Source organism: Marinobacter sp. (assembly GCF_039977835.1).
Lineage (GTDB): Bacteria > Pseudomonadota > Gammaproteobacteria > Pseudomonadales > Oleiphilaceae > Marinobacter.
The window spans coordinates 13001-33253 of record NZ_JBDWCL010000020.1; the positions used below are offsets into that span (position 1 = coordinate 13001).

A 20253-nucleotide genomic window follows, 5' to 3' on the forward strand; every position below is an offset into this window, starting at 1 on the left:
GCTTCACCTCCTGGTCGCGTCTTCCATAACCTGCTCAAAAACACGCAGGGCGACTTCCAGGTCCTCGTCTTCGAGGCCTTTCAGCATCTCGTCCCGCAACACATTCGCCCGCTCATCCAGATCGCTCATAAAGCGCTCACCGGCATTGGTGAGATAAAGCAGCCTGGCGCGCCGATCACGCTCACTATGCCGGCGCTCATCCAGCAACTTGCGCCAGCGTCCTTTTGTCGGTCTGGGTGGCGTGGGCGTTGGCTGGCATTCGCCTGGAATCCAGATTGCCATCACACTCAGAGCGACGACCAGTCAGGATGAAAGCAATAAAGATGCACTTTCTTTTGGGACTGTGTCGGCTGCGTATCGCTTCTGAGTACCGAGACATTTTCGGGCAGTGTTTACCCTATGCCTTGACTCCTTTATTGATGACACCGTCCATAGCGATCTGCCAGATCAAATCACCAATGGCGTCGAGTGACTGTGCCCCGTTCGGGTCGAACCAGGTTGCAACCCAGTTGAGCGCCCCAAGGCCGATCAGGCGAAGCAAACGGCCGTCAACATTCTTCCGGACCACGCCCTGCGCAATCATTGTTTCGAGGATACCGGCCCACAGGGACTCATACTGATCCCGCAGTTCGATGATTTCCTTACGAGCCTCCGGGCCCAGCGCCCGCCATTCAAACAACAGCACGTAAACCGCGTCCGAATCCACCAACAGGGTGCGCAGATGCGCGTTGATACAAAGACGCAAACGCTCAACCGGGTCGTCCGAGCTGGCGTAAGCCGACTCGACCTCTGCGGTCACCAGGTCAATTCCCCGGCGCATCAGCTCGACAAGCAGCGCTTCCTTGCTGTTGTAACGATAATACAGACTTCCGGGCAGCATATTGCAGGCCTCGGCAATCTCCTTGAGCGAGGTCCTTTCGAACCCTTTCTCACGAAAAAGCCGGGCGGCGTTAGACAAAACGTCGCCCTGGTCGCCCAGTTTGCTTGCAGGAGTCATCTGTCTGTTAACCATCGCTTAAGTATCTCCTCAGCAAGCCCATTTATTATTCATCAGAGCGGTCGCCACCAGACTCGCTGCACTGATCGTACGCCATTACGCAGGCGGCGTGCCATTTGTCCGCAAACATAGCCTTGACTTTTGGTTGGTTAACCAACCAAAATCCAGCAACAATATTATTCGGTAGACAATGACATGGCAATGATTGATGAAAATCAGCTGGTTCCCATCACTTCCGCCTCGGTACGAAAGGCATGCCAGGCTGGGCAAATCTGATGACCAAGCCGAACAGAGCTCAGCACAGTAACGCTGTGGCGACGGCGTGGCAGTTCACCGAGCAGGTTCCCCACGGCAGGGAGCTGGGTATGCAGGTTGTCTCGGTAGACCAGGGCCAGGTCTGTATGCGTCTGACGCCACAGTCATGGATGTTCGCCCAAGAGGATACGAAAGAAATCTGCACCAGCGTACTTTACTCGCTGGCAGACTCCGCCGGAGGCCTGGCGGTATTCGCGGGGGCCCTGGAGTTGATGCCCATTGCCACGCTGGATCTGCGCATGGATTATCTGCGCCCTGCCAGCGGCGACCAGGCCCTGTTAGCGGTGGCTACCTGTCGACATTTAACGGACGAGGTCGCGTTTATTCATTGTGACATCCTTAGCGAGGGCAATCGTGAGTTGCTAGCGACGGCAAACGCCACCTTCATGCGTAACACCCAGGGCCAGCAATTCCATGCCGGTGGACGGGGAAAGGAGCGCGCATGAGCACGACTGGCGATTCGGCACAACACATCTCAGGCGCTGCGGAAAGTGGGAAAGAATGTGCTGACTGGCAGGCTCTGCTGGAGCGTATTCCCTACGCACGGCACCTCGGGCTTGAGGTTCAGCGCGGTGATGCAGGTGTATTGGTTCATTTGCCGTGTCGTGAAGCACTGATTGGCAACTTCATGCTACCTGCCCTCCATGGCGGTGTGCTTGGGGCCCTGATCGAACTCACCGCGCGGGTGGCTGCGCAAAGCCAGGATACTGAGACACGTTGCCCGCGCATTCTCGACAGCCACATCAATTACCTCCGCTCCGCGAAGGCCCGATCGACGTTCGCCAAGGCTGACATTGTCCGGCAAGGCAGGCGGACCAGCCTGGTCCAGGTGACCTGCTGGCAAGGCGAGAAAAGCAAACCGATCGCCAGCGGTCAGGTTCAGTTGTTGCTCCCGACAATGGCCGCGCAACAAGAAGACCGTCATGGACATTAAGCACAACACACCTGAACGCGACGAATTCCGGGCGACGGATGGCGCCGACGTCGCACTGTGGCGCTGGCCGCAAAGCAAATCGCGCCCTACCCTGCACTGGGCACATGCCACGGGTTTCCATGGCCGCCTGTATCGCCCTCTCCTTGACGAGCTTGCCACGGACGTCAATGTCCTGGCCTGGGACATGCGGGGGCATGGCGCCAGCGCCGGTGCGGCGAATGTTTCGACATTCCGGGGCTGGGAAACCTATTATCGCGACATGACGGCTCTGCTGGATAGCCAGGACGAGCCGGTCTGGCTTGCCGGCCATTCCATCGGTGCCACCACCAGCATCATGGCCGCTGCCCGCCGACCTGACAAAGTGCTGGGCCTGATACTGGCGGAACCCGTGATCATGGATCCGGTGCAGGGCCTGAAGTTGGGGTTGGCCAAACTGCTGCGTCAGTCACATCGGTTGTCGCTGGCTGCCGGCGCGGCACGTCGGCGCAGGGTATTTGATTCGCACGCTGCTGCGCTGGACAACTATCGTGGCCGCGGTGGTTTCAAAACCTGGCCCGAAGCGTGGCTGGAAGCCTACGTCCAGCACGCCTTCGTGCCGCAGGAAGATCAACTTCAACTGGCGTGCAGCCCGGAGTGGGAAAGTACGACGTTTGCCCATACCGAACACAACCCTTGGCCAGGTATTCGTCAGTTGCGGTGCCCGGTTATCGCGCTGGCTGCGGAACACGGGTCAACCTTCTCGCCGGCGGCGCAAAAACGCCTGCAGACCCAGCTGCCTTCGGCTGACGTGAGGGTGGTTGCAGGTACAACCCATTTTCTGCCCATGGAGCAGAACGACACCGTTCGCGATGCCATCCTGCAGCTTGCTTTATCCGGATGCCGCGAGAACTGATACTCACACCTGGATTTTTGCTACTCGGGACACCTGCTATGCGCTGTATGCTGACCCTGTTTATCTCGCTGCTCATTTTGTCTGGTTGTCAGCAGTCTTCGGAACCACCCCCAGAGGCCCGCGCCTCTATGCCCTGGGTAAAAACCGTTGTTCTAAAGGAGGCGGCCCCAACTGCGCAGAGATTTTCAGGAACCCTGCGAGGCCGTCACCAAGTTCCCCAGGCCTTTCAGATCGCCGGCCGTATTCAACAGCGCTTCATCGATCCCGGTCAGCGCGTGGAAAAAGGCCGTTTACTGTTCAAGCTCGATACACGAGACCTTGTGGCAACGGCGGAGGGGGCCGCCGCGGATCTGAGGCGTGCAGAAGCGGCCCTGGCCATTGCCACCGATGAGCTCCAGCGCCAGCAGCAACTGGTAGGACGTCAGTTTGTCAGCGAACAAACCCTGCGACGCCTTGAATTGGCCGAGCGCGAGGCGCGCAGCCAGGTGGAAACGGCTTCTGCGCGCAATCAGCAGGCTCAGAATGCTCTGGGGTATGCGGAACTAAAAGCGTCCAACACAGGTGTGGTCACTGAGGTCATCGTTGAGCCCGGCCAGGTTGTGGGTGTCGGTCAAACCCTTGCCGTCCTGGCTGAAGATCAATCACTGGAAGTAGAGGTTTTTTTACCTGAGGGCAGTAACCCGCCCAAGGACGGGTATCTTCCTTTGTCCAGTGGCGAACAGCTTGCGCTGAGTCTGCGAGAGATTGCCGGGGCTGCCGACCCCGGCAGTCGGAGCTGGCGTGCCCGATACAGCCTGGAGGGGCCCTACCCCTCGTCGTTAACGCTTGGTTCGGTGGTGAGTGTCCGGTTAACACAGAAACAAACTACGGCCAGCCATCGTGTACCGCTGGGTGCCCTTGACGAGAGAGGGCAAACGCCGCAGGTCTGGTTGGTCTCCGACGGCACCGTAAACCCCCTTGCGGTCGAGGTAATCGATTTGGGCGAGGAATATGCGCAGATCAGGGCCGATATCAATGCGGGAACGCCCATTGTCGCGTTGGGGACACACCTGCTCACTCCTGGCATGGCGGTGCGGGAGCTGGCGCGATGAGCCTGCCTAATCTCTCTGCGCTGGCAGTGCGCGAGCGTTCGGTCACCCTCTTTTTTCTTTTGATGTCGGTCGTTGCGGGCTTCTACGCGTTCTCATCCCTTGGTCGGGCAGAAGACCCTGCGTTCACCGTGCGGTCGATGGTGGTCTCTGTGGTCTGGCCGGGAGCAACCCCCGAGGTGCTGCAGAATCAGGTGGTGGATCGTCTGGAAAAGCAAATCCAGGAAGTGGCGTATTTCGACACCGTTGAAACCACCATTCGGCCCGGACAGGCCTCCATGCTTATCCGGTTCCAGGATTATACGCCCAGTGAAAAAGTGCCTGACCTCTTTTACCAGGTCCGCAAACGCATGTCCGATGAGGGGCCTACCCTCCCCCGGGGTGTGATCGGACCCATCGTTAACGACGATTTCGCGGATGTGTATTTCTCTCTGCTGGCCCTGACGGCACCCGGAATGCCAATGCGTGAACTGACCCGCGAGGCAGAATCGATACGAGATCGCCTGCAACGGCTGCCCGGCTTGCAAAAAGCACAGCTCCTGGCGGAGCGTCCTGAGCGGGTGTATCTCGAGTTTGATCAGGACCGGCTCAACAACCTCGGTTTGTCGGCAGAAGACGTGTTACAGGCGATAGAGGCCAACAATCGTCTTGAGCCTCTTGGCTTTGTTGATCTGGCCGGCCCGCGGGTTTACATCCGCAGCAACATCGACCTGTCTGACATTGAGCGCCTCGCCTCAGTACCTCTGCGTATCGGAGACCAGCTCATCACCGTGTCTGATCTGGCCGAGGTGCGTTTGGGCTATGAAGATCCGTTGAACTACATCGTCCGTTCCAGCGGTGAGGATGCGATTCTCCTGGGCGTCGTCATGGAGGCAGGCGAAAATGGCCTGGCGTTTGGCGAGCGCCTGCGCGAGTTTGTCAGTACTGAACAGGACAGACTGCCCCTGGGGATGTCAATACAGACCCTGACCGACCAGGCCGAAGCCATCACTCAGGCGGTTGATCTCTTTCAGGTCAAGTTTCTGGTGGCGTTGGTCGTCGTGATGGGGGTCAGCATACTGGCGATCGGTCTGCGCGCGGGTTTGGTGGTGGGCATCGCGATTCCCGTCACTCTCGGCCTGACCTTTTTATTGATGAAAATAGCGGGCATTAACCTGGACCGCATCACCCTGGGCGCGCTGATTATCGCACTGGGCCTGCTAGTGGACGATGCGATCATCGCCATTGAAATGATGATTGTAAAAATGGAGAGCGGCTGGGACCGGGTACGGGCCGCCAGTCATGCCTGGAGTGTAACAGCTGCGCCCATGCTGTTTGGAACGCTGGTAACGGTGGCCGGATTTGTCCCCATCGGATTTGCCCAGTCCGGTGTTGGGGAATACACCGGCAACATCTTCTGGGTGCTGGCTTTTTCGTTGTTGATTTCCTGGGTGGTGGCGGTCACCTTCACGCCTTATCTGGGCGTCAAGCTTTTGCCCGATTACCCCGGGCATACGGGCCAGGACCTTTACCAAAGCGCTTTTTATCAGCGGTTGCGTGGAGTGATCACAGCGTGTGTACAGTACCGGAAAACCGTCGTTTTTATCACAGTGGGTTTGCTGGCGATCAGTGCTTTCGGTATGGCAACTCAAGTGCAGAAGCAATTTTTCCCCAGTTCTGATCGCCCCGAAGTTCTGATCAGTGTGTTTGCTCCGCAGGGGAGCGCCATCGCCACCACCGATGAAAGTGTCAGACGCCTGGAAGCGATTTTGATGGACATGCCGGAGGTGAAAAGCCTTTCTGCCTACATCGGTGCCGGTGCACCCCGGTTCTTCGTATCGGCAAACCCCGAGCAGCCGGACCCGGCATTTGCCAAGTTGATTGCCATTGGGCAGGACGTTGAAGGGCGCGATCGCATCATCTCGGCGCTGGAAACCAGAATCGCGGCGGGTGAGTTTCCGGAGGCACGAGTACGAGTAACGCGTTTGTTGTATGGCCCCCCGGTGGTCTGGCCTGTCAGTTTTCGTGTGTTGGGTCCGAAACCAGATCAACTCAGAGAGATCGGGCACCAGATCCGGACTCTCATGGAGGGGCACACGAATATCGTCATGCCGCATCTAAATTGGGATGAGCGTGTACCCACACTCTATCTTGAGTTGGATCCAGAAAATCTGGGTTGGATGGGCCTGACCCCGGCAGAGGTTGCCCGGCAACTCCAGTTCCAGCTTCGCGGAGTGGCCGTTACCGAGCTACGCCAGGGCATAAGGAGCGTTCAACTGGTGGCGCGTAATGCCCGTGGCGAAGGGATGATGCCCGAAGATCTTGAAATCAAGACCCGCGACGGCCGCAAACTTTCCGTAAAGCAACTGGGCAAGTGGCAGGTTCGCTATGAGGAGCCGGTTATAAAGCGTTACAACCGTGCTCCCTTCCTGGCCGTTCAGGCGGATGTGGAAGGCGCCCAGCCACCGGATGTCACCAAGGAGATCTGGAGTGCGATGACAGGCCTGCGTGAACAGTTACCGGAGGGTTATCGTGTTGAAATCGGCGGTACGGTCGAGCAATCCGCCAAAGCCAATGCGTCCATCGAGGCATTACAGCCGGTGATGTTGGCGTTGATGCTGATTTTCATCATGCTTCAGATGCGTTCATTTATCGGCACCTTGACCGTTCTGGCCACCGCGCCACTGGGGCTGATTGGCGCTGTGCTGGCTTTGCTGCTGTTTAACCAACCCTTTGGTTTTACCGCGCTGCTGGGACTGATTGGCCTGGGCGGCATCCTGATGCGAAATACCATGATTCTGACCCAGCAGGTGCAGGACAACTCCAAAGCAGGAATGGTTGCCCGGGAAGCCGTGGTCGAGGCGGCAGTCCAACGCGCCCGCCCCGTGGTACTCACTGCCCTGGCGGCCGTTCTGGCGTTTGTACCTCTGACCTTTGACCTGTTCTGGGGGCCACTGGCTTATGTCCTTATCGGCGGTGTAGCGGTTGGCACTCTGATCACGCTATTGTTTGTGCCGGCGCTTTATGCACTCTGGTTTCGCTTACAGATAGAAGATTGAAGTAGCCACGGACGTTTGCGTGTTGACAGCATAGGCCGCTTCTCGAGTTGAGCGGCTACGCCGCCGGGGCGCAGCACGCTGTGGAGATTGGATTGGTTTCGGAATCAGGACTCGGTAGAGTCCCGGTACCCGGCCATCATTTTCATCATCCAGCCCGGATACTCCTCTGGTATACGGCTCACCTCGTCGAGCGCATTACGTTCTTCGCCAGACAACCGGATCTGCGCTGCCTGGATATTGGCTTTCAGCTGGTCCGGCCGCTTGGCGCCAACGATAATGCTGCTCACGACGTTTTGGTGCAACAGCCACGCCAGAGCGATCTGTGCCACCGTGACCGGCTCGCCATCGATCTGCTTTTCGTCGGCAATCTCCCGCATCACCTTGATGACTTCGCTGCCCCGCTCACGGTTGACAGGCGGAAAGTCAAACTTGGCACGCCGGTTTTCCTCGGACACGTCCGGCCCCTCGTATTTACCGGACAGATAACCGCCTGCCAGTGGGCTCCACACCATCAGACCGACGTTCTCAGATTCCAGCATCGGAATAATATCCCGCTCCAGGTCGCGACCCACGAGGGTATAGTGGGCCTGCAGGGATATGATCGGGCACAGGTTGCGGGCCCGGGTGATGCCGATGGCTTTCATCACCTGCCAGGCGGCCCAGTTGGACAGGCCCACATAACGCACATGGCCCTGTTGCACCAGGGTGTTCAGTGCCTCCAGGGTTTCCTCGATCGGGGTGGCCGGGTCAAAACCGTGGATCTGGTACAGGTCGATATAATCCGTTTGCAGGCGCGCCAGGCTCGCCTTGCATTCGCTCATGATGTGGCCGCGGGAAGCACCACGGGCATTGGGGCTATCGCCCATTGGGCCGAGCACCTTGGTGGCCAGCACGACATCTTCCCGGCGAACGCCGAGGTTCTTCAGGGACTGGCCGACGATGCGCTCACTGGCGCCGAAACCATAGATGTTGGCGGTATCGATAAAGTTAATCCCCGCTTCCAGGGCGATCTTCACCAGTTCGTCGGCCTGTTCCTGCTGCAACTGGCCGATCAGCCCCCAAATGTCCTCATCGCCGCCGAAGGTCATGGTGCCCAGGCACAGCTCGGAGACGAACAGACCCGAGTTGCCCAGCGACTTGTAGCCTGGACGATTGTCATCATTGAACCGCGGTAAACTCTCAGTTGCCATGTTGCACCTCCTCATGCTTTTCGGTTGGTGTTCCAGAATTCACTGTAAAGACTGCCGGTTTCGGTTTTTTTGCATTCGCTTGTGTTACTCGGCGAAGATGGCCTTGTAGAAACGCATAGCGCCATCCCAGGAGCGGGCGGCAGCCGCTTCGTCATAACCCACCGGCATGCCAAACTCTTCGGCGATCCTGTCAGCACCCGGATTGGTAAATGAGTGCAGCACTCCGGGGAAGCTCACCAGTGTCAGATCGACTTCGGCATCCTGCATTTCTTTGACCAGGCTCGCCACCTGATCCGAGGAGACCAGTTTGTCGGCACCGCCTGTGTAAACCTGGATCCTGGCTTTCACGGATCCGGGTTCAGCCGTGAGAGGGCTGCCGAGCGCACCGTGGAAGCTGACAACGCCGTCCAGATCAACACCCATGCGCGCCATGTTGAGAACGACGGCACCGCCAAAGCAGTAACCCTGCGCTGCAATTCGGGACGCATCAACACTTTCGTGGTTCTTCAGGATGTCCATCGCCTTCATGAAGCGTGCCTTAACCTGGTCCATGTCCCTGGTGGCTTCCTGCATGAATTTCTGGGCAGTATCAGGGTGGTCGGCTTGTTTGCCCGAGCCATACATATCCAGTGCAAACGCTGTATAGCCGGCGGAAGCAAGCCGTTCTGCCTGATTTCGCGCGAATTCATTGTGCCCCCACCATTCATGGACAACCAGAACCCCCGGACGCTTCTGCCCGAATTCATCATCCCAGGCCATGTAGCCGGTGAAGGTCTCGTCGCCGACTTGATATTCGATGGTTCTGGTTTGCGTTTCTGCCAGTACCTGCGTACTTGCAACAGTGAGTGACAGCGTGGCTGCTGCCAGTGCTGTTTTCAGGGTGCTCATCATCTGTTTGCTCCTTTTCATTCGTTATGGGTCGGTTTGCTTAGCAATTATCTACGGGTAAACATCGACCAAAGCTCACAGGAAATGTCGCCGGGTGAGCGAACGCAAATTTAATCGCTCGCTCAAAGCGCGATTCCTGTCCTGTCGTTACCGACAGCGGGCGCTCAGCAGTCGCGTTGCAGCATCAAAAACGGCGGGGTCTTCTTCGGTGCGCGCGGCAAGGTGGGCACCTTCCAGCATCGCCAGGGTCGCCGGTGCTTCATCACTCGGATCACCGATGGCCGAGACGGATCCATCCGTTTGTCCCAGCTCAAAGGTTGCCGTAATCCACTGCAGAACCATTGCGCGAACGGCGCCGACTCTGGCAATGACGGTGTCGGACAGGCTTTCGCGGCAGGTCGAAAAGGCAACACACAGACACACGGTTTGTCCATCATGCAACGCTCCGCGGTACAGGGCAATGAGTGCCTTGAGGCGCTCGCCTGCGCTGGCATGAGCTGCCTCGATCTCGGCAAGACCCTGCTGCAGACTGGTCTGATAGCGCTCGATCAAGGCTTCGGAGAGCTTCGCCTTGGTGGGGAAATGATAATGGATCGAGGCCTTTCGAATGCCGATGGCCTCGGCCAGATCCGCGTAGCTGAACCCGTCAAAGCCCCGTGACCGGACGGTGTGCTCGGCAAGATCCATCAGGGCTGTTCTGGTATCACGGTTCATGGTTATTCACCTGCCTGCCTTTGCAATCCCGCTATTGCCGGGCTTATACCCTCGGCGCCCCGGCAAATCGCAGGTGCCCCGTTTTCATCCAGATCTTGGCGCCGTCGTCCCCGGCCGTCACGGACAACCGGTGTCCTTCAGGGAGGCGCAGCCAGTCATGCCTGGCCAGCACCTCGCCATCCCTGGTAGCCGAACCTTCGACCACCAGCAGTTCGATTCCGCCGGGCGCCTCAGAGGTCAGTGTCGCCCCCGCATCGAGCTGGCTGTAGGTCACGATCTCACGATTGTCCTCATGCAGCTTTGCAGTGGCAACGCCGTCTACCGGCGCGCCCAGCCCGGCTTCCATATTCTTGCTGAACTGGGTGCGATCGGCCAGGTCGAACTGCCACAGTTTCACAAATATCGTGCAGCCCGTTTCAGAACCCGGAATATGTGACGTGGTCGGAGGGTTGCGCACATAGCTGCCGGCTGGGAAGTCGCCGTGCTCATCCTGGAACACACCATCGAGTACGATGAACTCTTCTCCCCCGGTATGGGTATGCGCCGAGAAATGGCTGCCCGGCGCATAACGCACGATGGTGGTGGCGCGGGCAACTTCGTCCCCGATCCGGTCCAGCATGCGCCGCTCCACGCCTTTCATGGGCGAGGGCTGCCATTCAAGCCGGTCGGAATGCACAACAACCGGTTTGGAAAAATCTGCATTAATCTCCATAGTATTCCTCCCTTTTGTGACCTTCCTGTTTTCAGCGGCAGCATGAAACCCGAAGGTTTCGGGTCATCCTGCAATTGAAGGACGGGCTGCGACTTTTGCGCGCCAGGCCTGTAGATTGGTCAGGGACTCGGGAATGTCAACCTTCGCGAAATCCGCAAACCCCAGACCGGCAAAGGCGGTGATGTCTGCGACCGAGAAGCTGTCACCTGCGAGAAACTCGTTGTCCGCCAGAACGCTGTCAAGGTAGGCCATGGTTGCGCTGGCCACTTCTTTCTGTTTATTACCCCATTCAGCGCACTGCCAGGTTTCCAGATCCGGACCAAGCCCCGGGGTCGCATGGTGGAAATAGGCACCCACGGCGTTCATCAGCCCGTTTTCTGCCCGCAGATTCATCATTGCGATACGGGCACGCTCCGCTGGGGTCGTGCCCGTGAGGGACGGACCATCAAAGACGCCGTCGATATATTCAGTGATGGCATTGCACTGGGCGATGCAGGTGCCGTCGTCAAGTTCCAGCATGGGCACGGTGGCATCCGGGTTTTTCGTTTTGAACGCATCGGAACGGTGCTCCCCACCCATGACATCGACCGGGACGAATTCCACCTTATTCGTTGCGCCTTTTTCTGCCAGGGCGATGCGAACGCGGAGCGGGTTCGGGAAGCCTTCAGTGTCGTAAATTTTCATGGATTACCTCTGTTGGTCATTAAGCATACGACGTTTAATTTACCTATCAGTAGGTAGGTACGCAAGAGGCAATTCAACTATTCTGCTTTGCTTTGAGCCGCTGACAAGACATTCCAAACAGCAAGGACGGTCCAGGCCTCCTCGCAGTAACACCAGCCAGGGTTGCTCTGACATAGCCAGCGTTTCATTCAGCCCCGGATGAAATCCAAGGTTAAACCTTTGATGTTATTATTTGTTATGTCCGTGGATTCGAGATTTCAGCTGCTTTAAAAGGTCTTTGGAGCTCTCATAATACAGGGTGTAGAACTGATCCAGATCAGCCAGCTTGGCAAGCGTTTGTTCATTGGTAATGGTTGCCTTGGCTTCGGCGATCACCTCCTTTCTGGCCTCGAGCCGTTTTATCTGCCCTTCCACCAAGGCAGCGTAGGGATGGGGACGAATCGCGAAAAAATCCTGGCGCTCACCCGGCATTGTTCGACGTTCAACAATGCCGAGTCTTTCAAGAAAGCACGTATTCGTACTGACGCTCGCCTTACTGACACGCAACGTATCCACAAGCTGCGATGAGCTGACGGGACCATCCGACACGATCAGTGTCGCCCAAAGTTGCCCAGCGATGCGGGAAAAGCCTTCAGATTGAGCCTGAAGACCGAGGCGTTCAATAAAACGTCTGTCTGATTCAGTCAGTACTTTCATCATTTGAAGGTTGCAATGAACTCTGCCAACCCCCTCCCAGCGCGCGATACAAATTAACCGTCGACTGCAAGTGATCGCGCCGCGTTTCCACGAGATCAAGTTCGGTTGTAAACAGGCTTCGTTCAGCGTCCAGCACCTCCAGGTAACTGGACGCGCCACCCTCAAAGCGCAATCGCGCAAGTTTGGCCGTGCTTCGCAGTGCTGCTACCTGCCGGGCCTGCGCTTCCTGGCGATCTTCGGTGCCACGCACCCCGGCCATCGCGTCGAGCACCTCCCGAAACGCCACCTGGATGGCCTGACGATAGGCAATCAGAGCCTGGCGTTGACGCGCCTCCGCCTGATTGACCAATGCCTCGGAACGCCCAAAGTCCAGCAACGGGCCGACTAACGAGCCGCCCAACTGCCAAGTGGATGCCGAGCCCTGGAACAAGTCCCCACCGGAGGCACTTCGCAGGCCCAGCAGCCCCTCAAACGAAATCCTGGGCAGGAACGCCGCCCGGGCAACACCGATTTCGGCGTTGGCCGCAATCAATTCCTGTTCGGCTGCGGCAATGTCGGGTCGCCGAACCATCAGATCTGCTGGTCGGCCTGCAGGGATACTGGCCGGAACATTCATCTCACCAATGGTATTCGCTACGGAAATATCACTCCGTACAATCCGTTGTGGATCTCGCCCCAGAAGCACTGCCAAGGCGTTTCGCTGAAGGGAGCGCTGTTGGCGACGCCTCGGAAGTTCGGATTCAGCGGCCGCAAGCTCGGATTCTGCCTGCCGCAGGGCCAATTCGTTGACCTCGCCTCCTTCAAACCGGGCCCGTTGCAGGGCGACCGATTCGCGGCGGGACGACACGGTGCGTTCCGCGATGTCGATCTGACGATCAAGCGCACGCAAATTGAAGTAACCATTGGCCACCTCACCAATCACGGCCAGTCGCACGGCCTCGCGATTCGCTGCACTGGCCAGAAGCCGTGCCCGGGCTGCTTCGCTGGCATTCGCGAGCCGCCCCCAGAGATCCAGCTCGTACGATAGCACCCCACCAACCTGGATATCGTTGAAGGGTTGACCACCACCAGCGCTGTTGACGGCCTCTTCACTCGGTCCCTGGCGCACCGCTGAGCCCTCCACCTCCAGAAGCGGGTATTGCTCTGCCTGCTGCCCGGTAAGGAGCGCCCGTGCTTCGGCAACCCGGGCAGCCGCGAGCTGCAGATCGCTGTTGGCATCAAGCGCCTCCTCAACAAGGGTGACAAGTGCCGGATCGCCGTAGCCACGCCACCAGTCCAGGGGGAGTTTGTCGTCCGCCGAAAGTCGTGCGGACGTCCAGGTTTCCGGCACCGACGGCTCGGGTTTCTCAACAGTCGGCGCGAGTGAGCAGCCACCAAGTAACAACGCAATCACAGTGGCCAGTAATACCTTAACGGTCATCAGCCACACCTCCGTCTGCCCGTCCGGGAGCGGCCGCAGCCGAGTCATCCTGGTCTCTGGAGCCACTCAGAAAATCCGTGATACGGCGGACGACCACATAGAACAGTGGGATAAAGAACGTCGCCAGTATCGTTGCCGAAATCATGCCACCCAGTACCGCCGTCCCTATTGCAATACGCGTGGTTGCACCCGCTCCACTGGCGAAAGCAAGCGGCAACACACCCATGCCGAAAGCAACCGATGTCATCAGAATCGGCCTCAAGCGCACTCGCGCCGCTTCCTTGGTTGCCTCTATCAGCTTCATTCCCTGATCCTCGAGCGCTCGAGCAAACTCCACCAGAAGTATAGCGTTGCGCGCAGTCACACCGACGGTGGTCAGTATGCCAACCTGAAAGAAGACGTCGTTAGGAAGCCCGCGAATCATCGCTGCAAGTACCGCCCCGAGTACGCCCAATGGCACCGCTAACATCACGGAAATGGGTATGGTCCAACTTTCGTAGAGCGCGGCGAGCGCCAGAAACACCACCAGTGCCGACAGCGCGTAAAGCAGGGATGCCTGGGCACCGGCCTGGCGCTCCTGATAGGACAGGCCGCTCCAGGCGCCGGCCACACCGTCCGGGAGTTGAGCGATCAAACGCTCAACCTCGACCATGGCTTCACCGGTACTGTAACCGGGAGCCGGCTCACCCTGAATCTGGCGGGACGGAACACCGTTGAAACGCTCAAGGCGCGGTGAGCCATACTCCCAGCGTCCGTTCGTCACTTCGCTCAACGGGGTCATCTCTCCATCAGCGGCTCGCAGATACCACGCCTCAAAATCCTCAGGCAGCATCCGGAAAGGGGCATCACCCTGAACATAGACTCGCTTGACCCGCCCCTCATGGAGAAAATCGTTAACGTATTGCGAGCCCCAGGTCACCGACAGAAGTCGACTGATCTCGGATAACTCTATGCCAAGGGCCTGTGCCTTTTCGTGATCAATGTCCACTTTGTAGCGGGGGTTGTCCGCCAAACCGTTGGGACGCACACTCGTCAGCACGGGGCTTTCGGCCGCCAACTGCAGCAATTGACCTTGCGCTGCCATGAGTGCTTCATGCCCGATGGCACCCCGATCCTGTAAACGCAATTCAAAGCCCAGGGCCTGCCCCAATTCCGGTATCGGTGGCAAATTGAACGCAAAAGCCCGCCCATCACGCACCAGTCCGGCAAGCGCCCGGTTCGCCCGCTGAATGATGGCGCCGGCGCTTTGCGTCTCGGGATCGCGCTCACTCCATGGCTTGAGATTGACGAACGCCAGTCCCGCGTTCTGCGCCCGGCCAGCGAAGCTGAAACCAGCGATTGTGAAGAGGCCCTGCACCTCATCCTGCTCCATAAAGTAATCTTCGATAACCTGAATCGTATCGATTGTACGCTGCTGGGTCGCACCGGCGGGCAACTGATACTGCACTACGGCGAACCCCTGGTCTTCCGCGGGCAGGAACCCGCCGGGCAACCGCACAAAGAGAACGGCCACCAGGCCGACGATGCCCAGGAACGCCAGTGTGTAGAGCCAGGCGTGGCGTGCCGTATGGCCAACCAGCCGGACATAGCCCCGGGTCAGTCGCCCCAGGCCTGCCTCAAACCAGCCGAACAGTTTTTGCAGCAAGGTTCTTTCGTGCGTGGGCTTGAGGATCCGCCCACACAGCATGGGGCTCAGAATAAGAGCCACCAGCACCGAAAGCACCATGGCACCAGCAATACTCAGGGAAAACTGCCGATAGATTGCCCCGGTGGAGCCCGGAAAGAAGGCCATCGGGATAAACACAGCAGACAACACCACGCCGATGCCAATCAACGCGCTGGCTATCTGCCCCATGGACTTGCGCGTCGCCTCCATCGGGCTCAGGCCGTCCTCATGCATCACACGCTCGACGTTCTCAACCACCACGATGGCGTCATCCACCAGAAGGCCGATCGCCAATACGAGACCGAAGAGAGTGAGCATGTTGATGGAAAAGCCGAAGGCCGCCATGATCGCAAAGGTACCCAACAGCACCACCGGGATTGCGATCGCTGGTATCAGGGTAGCCCGCCAACTCTGGAGAAACACGAGCATGACCAGGACCACCAGGGCGATTGCCTCGATGATGGTTGTGACCACCGCGTCGATGGAGGCCTCCACGAAGGGGGCCGTCTGGTAGGGATACCGAATCTCCACCCCTTCGGGAAAATAGGGCTCGAGCTCCTGGACCCGCGCTTTAACAGCCTCTGTGACGGCCAGCGAGTTGGCACCCGGCGCCAGATTGATGCCAAGGCCGGCAGCCGGTTCGCCATTGTAGAAAGTGTCAATCTGGACTGCACCGCCGCCCAGCTCAACGCGGGCAACATCCCCCAGGCGCACCCGGGACCCGTCGGGCATACTCTTGAGCAGGATGTTGCGGAACTCTTCAGTTGAGGTGAGCAAGGTCTGGGCGGTGACCGTAGCATTGAGTTGCTGGCCCTCGACCGCGGGCAGCCCGCCGAGCTGGCCGGCGGTGACCTGGGCGTTTTGCGCCTCGATGGCGGCGCTCAAGTCGGCGACGGTCAAGCCGTAATTGGTCAATGCCGAAGGGTCCAGCCAAATCCGCATCGCATATTCAGAGCCGAAAACCTGCACGCTGCCGATACCGGTTACCCGTCCGATGGGTTCGGCTAACTCGGAGCTGATAAAATCGGCGATATCCAGCTTGCTGAGGCGACCGTCGGTAGAGACGAATGCCATTACCATCAGAAAGCTGGTGCTGGATTTCTCGACGCTGATCCCCTGCTGGCGCACCACTTCCGGGAGTCGGGGTTCCGCCAGTTTGAGCTTGTTCTGTACCTGGACCTGGGCAATGTCCGGATCGGTGCCCGCCGCAAAGGTGAGAGTAACCGTAGCGTGGCCTGAGGAATCCGCTGTCGACCCCATATAGAGCAGATTGTCGAGGCCCGTCATCTCTTGTTCAATGACCTGAACCACCGTATTGGACACGGTGTCCGCCGAGGCGCCAGGATAATCGGCCTGAATTTCCACCGCCGGCGGCGCCACCGACGGATACCGCTGAACCGGCAAAACGAAGATCGCCATGATACCTGCCAGCATGGCGACAATGGCCAGAACCCAGGAAAAAACGGGCCTGGAAATAAAGAAATTAATCATTGCGCGGGGCCCTCCTCTTTGGAGGTGTTCTTCTTCGGATTATTCGTGCCACTGGCTTGCTGGTTTTGGGTGGGATGTAATGGAATATCTGCGGCAACCGGCTTCACCTTGGCTCCTGGCCGAACCTTCTGCAGACCGGAGACGATGAGACGATCCCCCGGTTCCAACCCCTTCTCCACCAGCCAGAAAGCACCAATGGCCCGCTCTGCCTCTAACTGGCGGGCGACAACTTCACCCTCCGGGTTGACCAGCAACGCGGTGGCCTCTCCTTGCGGATTACGGCTCACGCCCTGCTGCGGCGCCAGAATGGCGTTCTCCCGAACTCCCTCACTCAGACGAACGCGCACGTACATTCCAGGCAGAAGGTCTTCGTCCGGATTGGGGAAGACGGCTCTCACCGTGACAGAACTGGTGCTTTGGTTGACGGTTACATCCGTAACGTCAACGCGTCCCTTATGCGGATAGGGGGTGCCGTCTTCGCGCAACAAAACAGTCTCGGCTTCATTTGGGCCGCCCTTAGAAGCCGTGCCCTCCTTCAGAGACGACCGAATTCGAGCCAGTTTTTCGACCGGTAGCTGAATATCGACATACATGGGATCAAGCTGAACCACGCGTGCCAGGACCTGGGGCTGATTGGCGGTTACCAGTGCACCCTCCGTGTACAGTGTCGGGCCAATGCGCCCGGCGATGGGAGCCTTGACCTCGGTATACGCCAGCTCGATACCCGCCGTTTCGACCATCGCCTCGGATCGGGAGACATCCGCCCGGGCTGTCTCCAAGGCCGATAGCGCTTCATCACGTTGACGCTTGCTGACCGCATTCTTCTCAAACAAGTCTGACGTACGTGCCCACTCCCGCTGCGCCTGTCGCAATTCGGCCTGCGCGCGCTCCAGTTCTGCCTGGGCCCGCTGATGGGCAGCACGGTATCGGTTGGGGTCGATCTGGTAGAGGACCTCACCTGCTTTGACCTGGGCGCCTTGTTCAAACAAGCGCTCCTGCAAAATGCCCGTGACTTGCGGCCTCACTTCCGAGATACGGTAAGCGTCTGTTCTGCCCGGCAGTTCCATTGAAAGGTTCACACGCTGAGGCTGCATTTCAACAACCCCGACTTCCGGAGGCGGCGGTGCAGACCGCTCAGCCTTTGCCTGACCGGAGGAATTGTCGCAACCGGCCAGCAACAAAGCCGCCATCCACATTGGCAACATGCGGACCCCAAATAGACGCGCCATCAAACTCTTCTCTGTTTCCATATAACTAACCTCTGAATGGGCCAAAGACTCAAAAACCGTTCGATCCATGCCTTCGTTTATAACCAGGTAGACAGAACGATCGATCCAAACTGATCGACGCCGTCCTTTTCCTCGAATTCTTCGCTTCGCCACAGGTAGGTGTAAGCGATCTGCCAGCGATCCCAGGTCAATGCCGCACCCACCTGGGCGTCGCCCACCCATTCGCGACTATCAACGGAGTGGCTGTCCTCGAAACTGTTACCGTCTAAAAGCAGGTTGTGTGCCATATAGCGCCCTTCAGCGGCAGCGAAGACGTACCAGCTAAAGCCCTGATCCCGCCGAAAAGAGGATTGCCCGCCCTGCGCGGGGGCGACTGATGGAATGCCGAAACTACGATCAAGCCCCTCCCCCAAACGAAACCCAAGGCCGCCGGAAGCGTAGGTATACAGGTTGCCGAGCGCCAACCCGGCAGACGGCCCATATTCAATGGTCAGCCCAGAAAAGTTTTGCTTCATAAGCCAGGCACGTTCATAACCGAAATTGATGACTGGCTCGTTATCAAGCTGGTTGTCCCAACCCCTCGGCTTGTCTGCCGCAATCAGTTCATGGAAATTTCGTTGAATCACCTCAGCGCCGGAGGCCGGGCCCACCATGCCCACGTCGATATGCAGGCTGTCTGCCAAACGCAAGCCACCGTGCTCCCTTTCGCTCAGTAGCGAAACCCCGCCAAACAAAAGGCCGGCATAGGGACGGTCATCTTTAATAAGCGCTTCAACCTTTATATCTTCCGGCGTATACATCTGTTGACCTAGCCGATATGTTGCGCCGGCAAGACTACTGCCAGACCAGCCCGGAATGACGTCCGCAAGACGGCGGGTCCAATGTCGATCCGGGGGCTCAAAGGCCCAGATCACCTCTACGCCGTTGGTATATTGACCATCGCCGCCGGCGGAAAACGCATCGTTTTCCATTTTCAGGGACAGCAGGCCTTCAGCGGAAGCTGATGTCACAAGAGAACCCAGCAACAGACCTGAGCACCAATTCCGATAACGCTTTCTGCAACGTCGAGATTTCAATGAAGAGCCCTCTGCCAAGGCGGGTTGCTCAGGATGCAAAAAAACTTGCCCCAGAATGCTGACATACCTTCCACTACGGCGACTTTTTGGTGGCCGGCCAGAAATGATGAGACGGTTGCCCGCACAATTTGTTCAATCTGTTCAGTATAAACTGAACGTAACACAATTACTGATTGACGGCTAGCCGTGATGGAATGGTTCTGCACCGGTGGAATGTGCGGAACGCTCCAACTCTAATCTTGTCGCTCGCGCTTGAAAAATGTCTCGGGTTCAGGAAATTTTGAGGTTGGCGGAATTTTCCATAACCCGCTCAAAAACACGCAGGGCGACTTCCAGGTCCGTGTTTTTTATGCCTCTCAGCATCTCGTCCCGCAACACATTCGCCCGCTCATTCAGATCGCTCATAAAGCGCTCACCGGCCTTGGTAAGATAAAGCAGCCTGGCGCGCCGATCACGCTCACTATGCCGGCGTTCAATCAGACCCTGCTCCTCAAGGCTGTCAAGCAGGCGGACCAATGTCGGATTCTCGATGGTCATCAAGTGGGCTAACTCCCGCTGGGTCAATCCTCCACCACCACGCTGCAGGCAGATCATGGTGAACCAGCGAGCCTGGGTAACCCCCAGGTCTTTCAGGCGCTCATCCAGCAACTTGCGCCAGCGTCTTGCTACCCGGGCATTGATGAAAGGAAACTGATCTCGAGGGGTTTGTGGGTCCATATCACTCTCCTGCTATTGACAATTCAGTAACAGTAAATCGTAAGCTAATTATATAAACAAGCGTCAGTTACACATTAGCGAGGTTTGCGCCAGATCAATAGGCAACATCACGCGGATTCCGAGGCCAGCTAAGGAGCTTTTCCTTCCACTGAGACAGGTAACTCGCCGCTTCTTCAGAGACAGGAGGCCTTCAACGTACTGTCGCCCTGATAGACATCCTTGCTGCCGGGACCGGCAACCGGCTTAAAAAACTGGCGCCGAGCGCTTCGCAACGCCGTATGTGAATGGCGGTGGAAAAACGCGCATATTTGGCTGCGAACGATTTGCCCTCTTGCGACGACCCGCCTCTTTATGCTAGGGGCGAACCAGACGAAGCGGAAAGCCCATAGCGGCCGGAAACTGCAATGCCCGTAGGTGGGTCCAGGAGGAGTCCCGAGCGCGCGAGGGAAGCTCCTGGAGGCTCCTACGGGCATGCGGATAATTTTAGCCATGGGGTTGTCGCGCGT

General features: G+C 58.1%; 18 protein-coding genes. 5 read left to right on the top strand and 13 right to left on the bottom strand.

Annotated elements, in window-relative coordinates; all coding sequences use genetic code 11:
• Window positions 1–3 precede the first annotated feature (3 nt).
• Together ABJM11_RS07670 and ABJM11_RS07675 are read right to left on the bottom strand one after the other, a co-directional pair.
• Window positions 4–282 (bottom strand): hypothetical protein, encoded by a 279-nt coding sequence (locus ABJM11_RS07670; RefSeq protein ID WP_348295211.1) that lies wholly within the window; start codon window positions 280–282, stop codon window positions 4–6.
• Window positions 283–397: 115 nt separating this feature from the next.
• Complete coding sequence (locus ABJM11_RS07675; RefSeq protein WP_348295212.1) at window positions 398–1012, bottom strand: TetR/AcrR family transcriptional regulator; 615 nt, start codon at window positions 1010–1012, stop codon at window positions 398–400.
• Between the two features lie 260 nt (window positions 1013–1272).
• On the opposite strand from ABJM11_RS07675, the gene ABJM11_RS07680 reads away from it, so the two are divergent.
• The 5 genes from ABJM11_RS07680 (at window position 1273) to ABJM11_RS07700 (ending at window position 7264) form a co-directional block, all read left to right on the top strand.
• Window positions 1273–1758, top strand: a complete 486-nt coding sequence (locus tag ABJM11_RS07680) for a PaaI family thioesterase (RefSeq protein WP_348295213.1) — start codon at window positions 1273–1275, stop codon at window positions 1756–1758.
• On the top strand, window positions 1755–2246 hold the full coding sequence (locus ABJM11_RS07685) for a PaaI family thioesterase (RefSeq protein ID WP_300498578.1): 492 nt from the start codon (window positions 1755–1757) through the stop codon (window positions 2244–2246). Before ABJM11_RS07680 ends, ABJM11_RS07685 begins: the two co-directional genes overlap by 4 nt.
• Window positions 2236–3138: an alpha/beta hydrolase gene (locus ABJM11_RS07690; protein WP_348295214.1), complete on the top strand. Its 903-nt coding sequence runs from the start codon at window positions 2236–2238 to the stop codon at window positions 3136–3138. The genes ABJM11_RS07685 and ABJM11_RS07690 overlap by 11 nt, the downstream gene beginning before the upstream one ends.
• A gap of 128 nt (window positions 3139–3266) precedes the next feature.
• Window positions 3267–4229: an efflux RND transporter periplasmic adaptor subunit gene (locus ABJM11_RS07695; protein WP_348295215.1), complete on the top strand. Its 963-nt coding sequence runs from the start codon at window positions 3267–3269 to the stop codon at window positions 4227–4229.
• Complete coding sequence (locus ABJM11_RS07700; protein ID WP_348295216.1) at window positions 4226–7264, top strand: efflux RND transporter permease subunit; 3039 nt, start codon at window positions 4226–4228, stop codon at window positions 7262–7264. Before ABJM11_RS07695 ends, ABJM11_RS07700 begins: the two co-directional genes overlap by 4 nt.
• Window positions 7265–7368: 104 nt before the next feature.
• Here ABJM11_RS07700 and ABJM11_RS07705 read toward each other — a convergent pair whose 3' ends face one another.
• The 11 genes from ABJM11_RS07705 to ABJM11_RS07755 all read right to left on the bottom strand — a co-directional run bounded on the left by ABJM11_RS07705 (window position 7369) and on the right by ABJM11_RS07755 (window position 19747).
• Window positions 7369–8454 (bottom strand): aldo/keto reductase, encoded by a 1086-nt coding sequence (locus ABJM11_RS07705; protein WP_348295217.1) that lies wholly within the window; start codon window positions 8452–8454, stop codon window positions 7369–7371.
• Window positions 8455–8538: 84 nt separating this feature from the next.
• Window positions 8539–9345 (bottom strand): dienelactone hydrolase family protein, encoded by an 807-nt coding sequence (locus ABJM11_RS07710; RefSeq protein ID WP_348295218.1) that lies wholly within the window; start codon window positions 9343–9345, stop codon window positions 8539–8541.
• A gap of 144 nt (window positions 9346–9489) precedes the next feature.
• The gene (locus tag ABJM11_RS07715) at window positions 9490–10056 is read right to left on the bottom strand and encodes a TetR/AcrR family transcriptional regulator (protein WP_348295219.1); all 567 of its coding nucleotides are present in this window, start codon (window positions 10054–10056) and stop codon (window positions 9490–9492) included.
• A 43-nt stretch (window positions 10057–10099) separates the two neighbouring features.
• Window positions 10100–10768 carry a cupin domain-containing protein gene (locus ABJM11_RS07720; protein ID WP_348295220.1) on the bottom strand — a complete coding sequence of 223 codons (669 nt, stop codon included), beginning with the start codon at window positions 10766–10768 and terminating at the stop codon, window positions 10100–10102.
• Window positions 10769–10831: 63 nt separating this feature from the next.
• Window positions 10832–11452, bottom strand: coding sequence for a glutathione S-transferase (locus ABJM11_RS07725; protein WP_348295221.1), 621 nt, complete (start codon window positions 11450–11452; stop codon window positions 10832–10834).
• Window positions 11453–11680: 228 nt separating this feature from the next.
• Window positions 11681–12151 (bottom strand): MarR family transcriptional regulator, encoded by a 471-nt coding sequence (locus ABJM11_RS07730; RefSeq protein ID WP_348295222.1) that lies wholly within the window; start codon window positions 12149–12151, stop codon window positions 11681–11683.
• Window positions 12132–13568: an efflux transporter outer membrane subunit gene (locus ABJM11_RS07735; RefSeq protein WP_348295223.1), complete on the bottom strand. Its 1437-nt coding sequence runs from the start codon at window positions 13566–13568 to the stop codon at window positions 12132–12134. The genes ABJM11_RS07730 and ABJM11_RS07735 overlap by 20 nt, the downstream gene beginning before the upstream one ends.
• A complete protein-coding gene (locus ABJM11_RS07740; RefSeq protein ID WP_348295224.1) occupies window positions 13558–16725 on the bottom strand; it encodes an efflux RND transporter permease subunit in 3168 nt (1055 codons plus the stop codon). Before ABJM11_RS07740 ends, ABJM11_RS07735 begins: the two co-directional genes overlap by 11 nt.
• Window positions 16722–17954, bottom strand: a complete 1233-nt coding sequence (locus ABJM11_RS07745; RefSeq protein ID WP_348295225.1) for an efflux RND transporter periplasmic adaptor subunit — start codon at window positions 17952–17954, stop codon at window positions 16722–16724. Before ABJM11_RS07745 ends, ABJM11_RS07740 begins: the two co-directional genes overlap by 4 nt.
• 77 nt (window positions 17955–18031) lie before the next feature.
• Window positions 18032–19030 (bottom strand): lipid A deacylase LpxR family protein, encoded by a 999-nt coding sequence (locus ABJM11_RS07750; protein ID WP_407069979.1) that lies wholly within the window; start codon window positions 19028–19030, stop codon window positions 18032–18034.
• 270 nt (window positions 19031–19300) lie between these two features.
• Entirely contained in the window at window positions 19301–19747 is a 447-nt protein-coding gene (locus ABJM11_RS07755; protein ID WP_348295226.1) for a MarR family transcriptional regulator, read from the bottom strand.
• Window positions 19748–20253 lie beyond the last annotated feature (506 nt).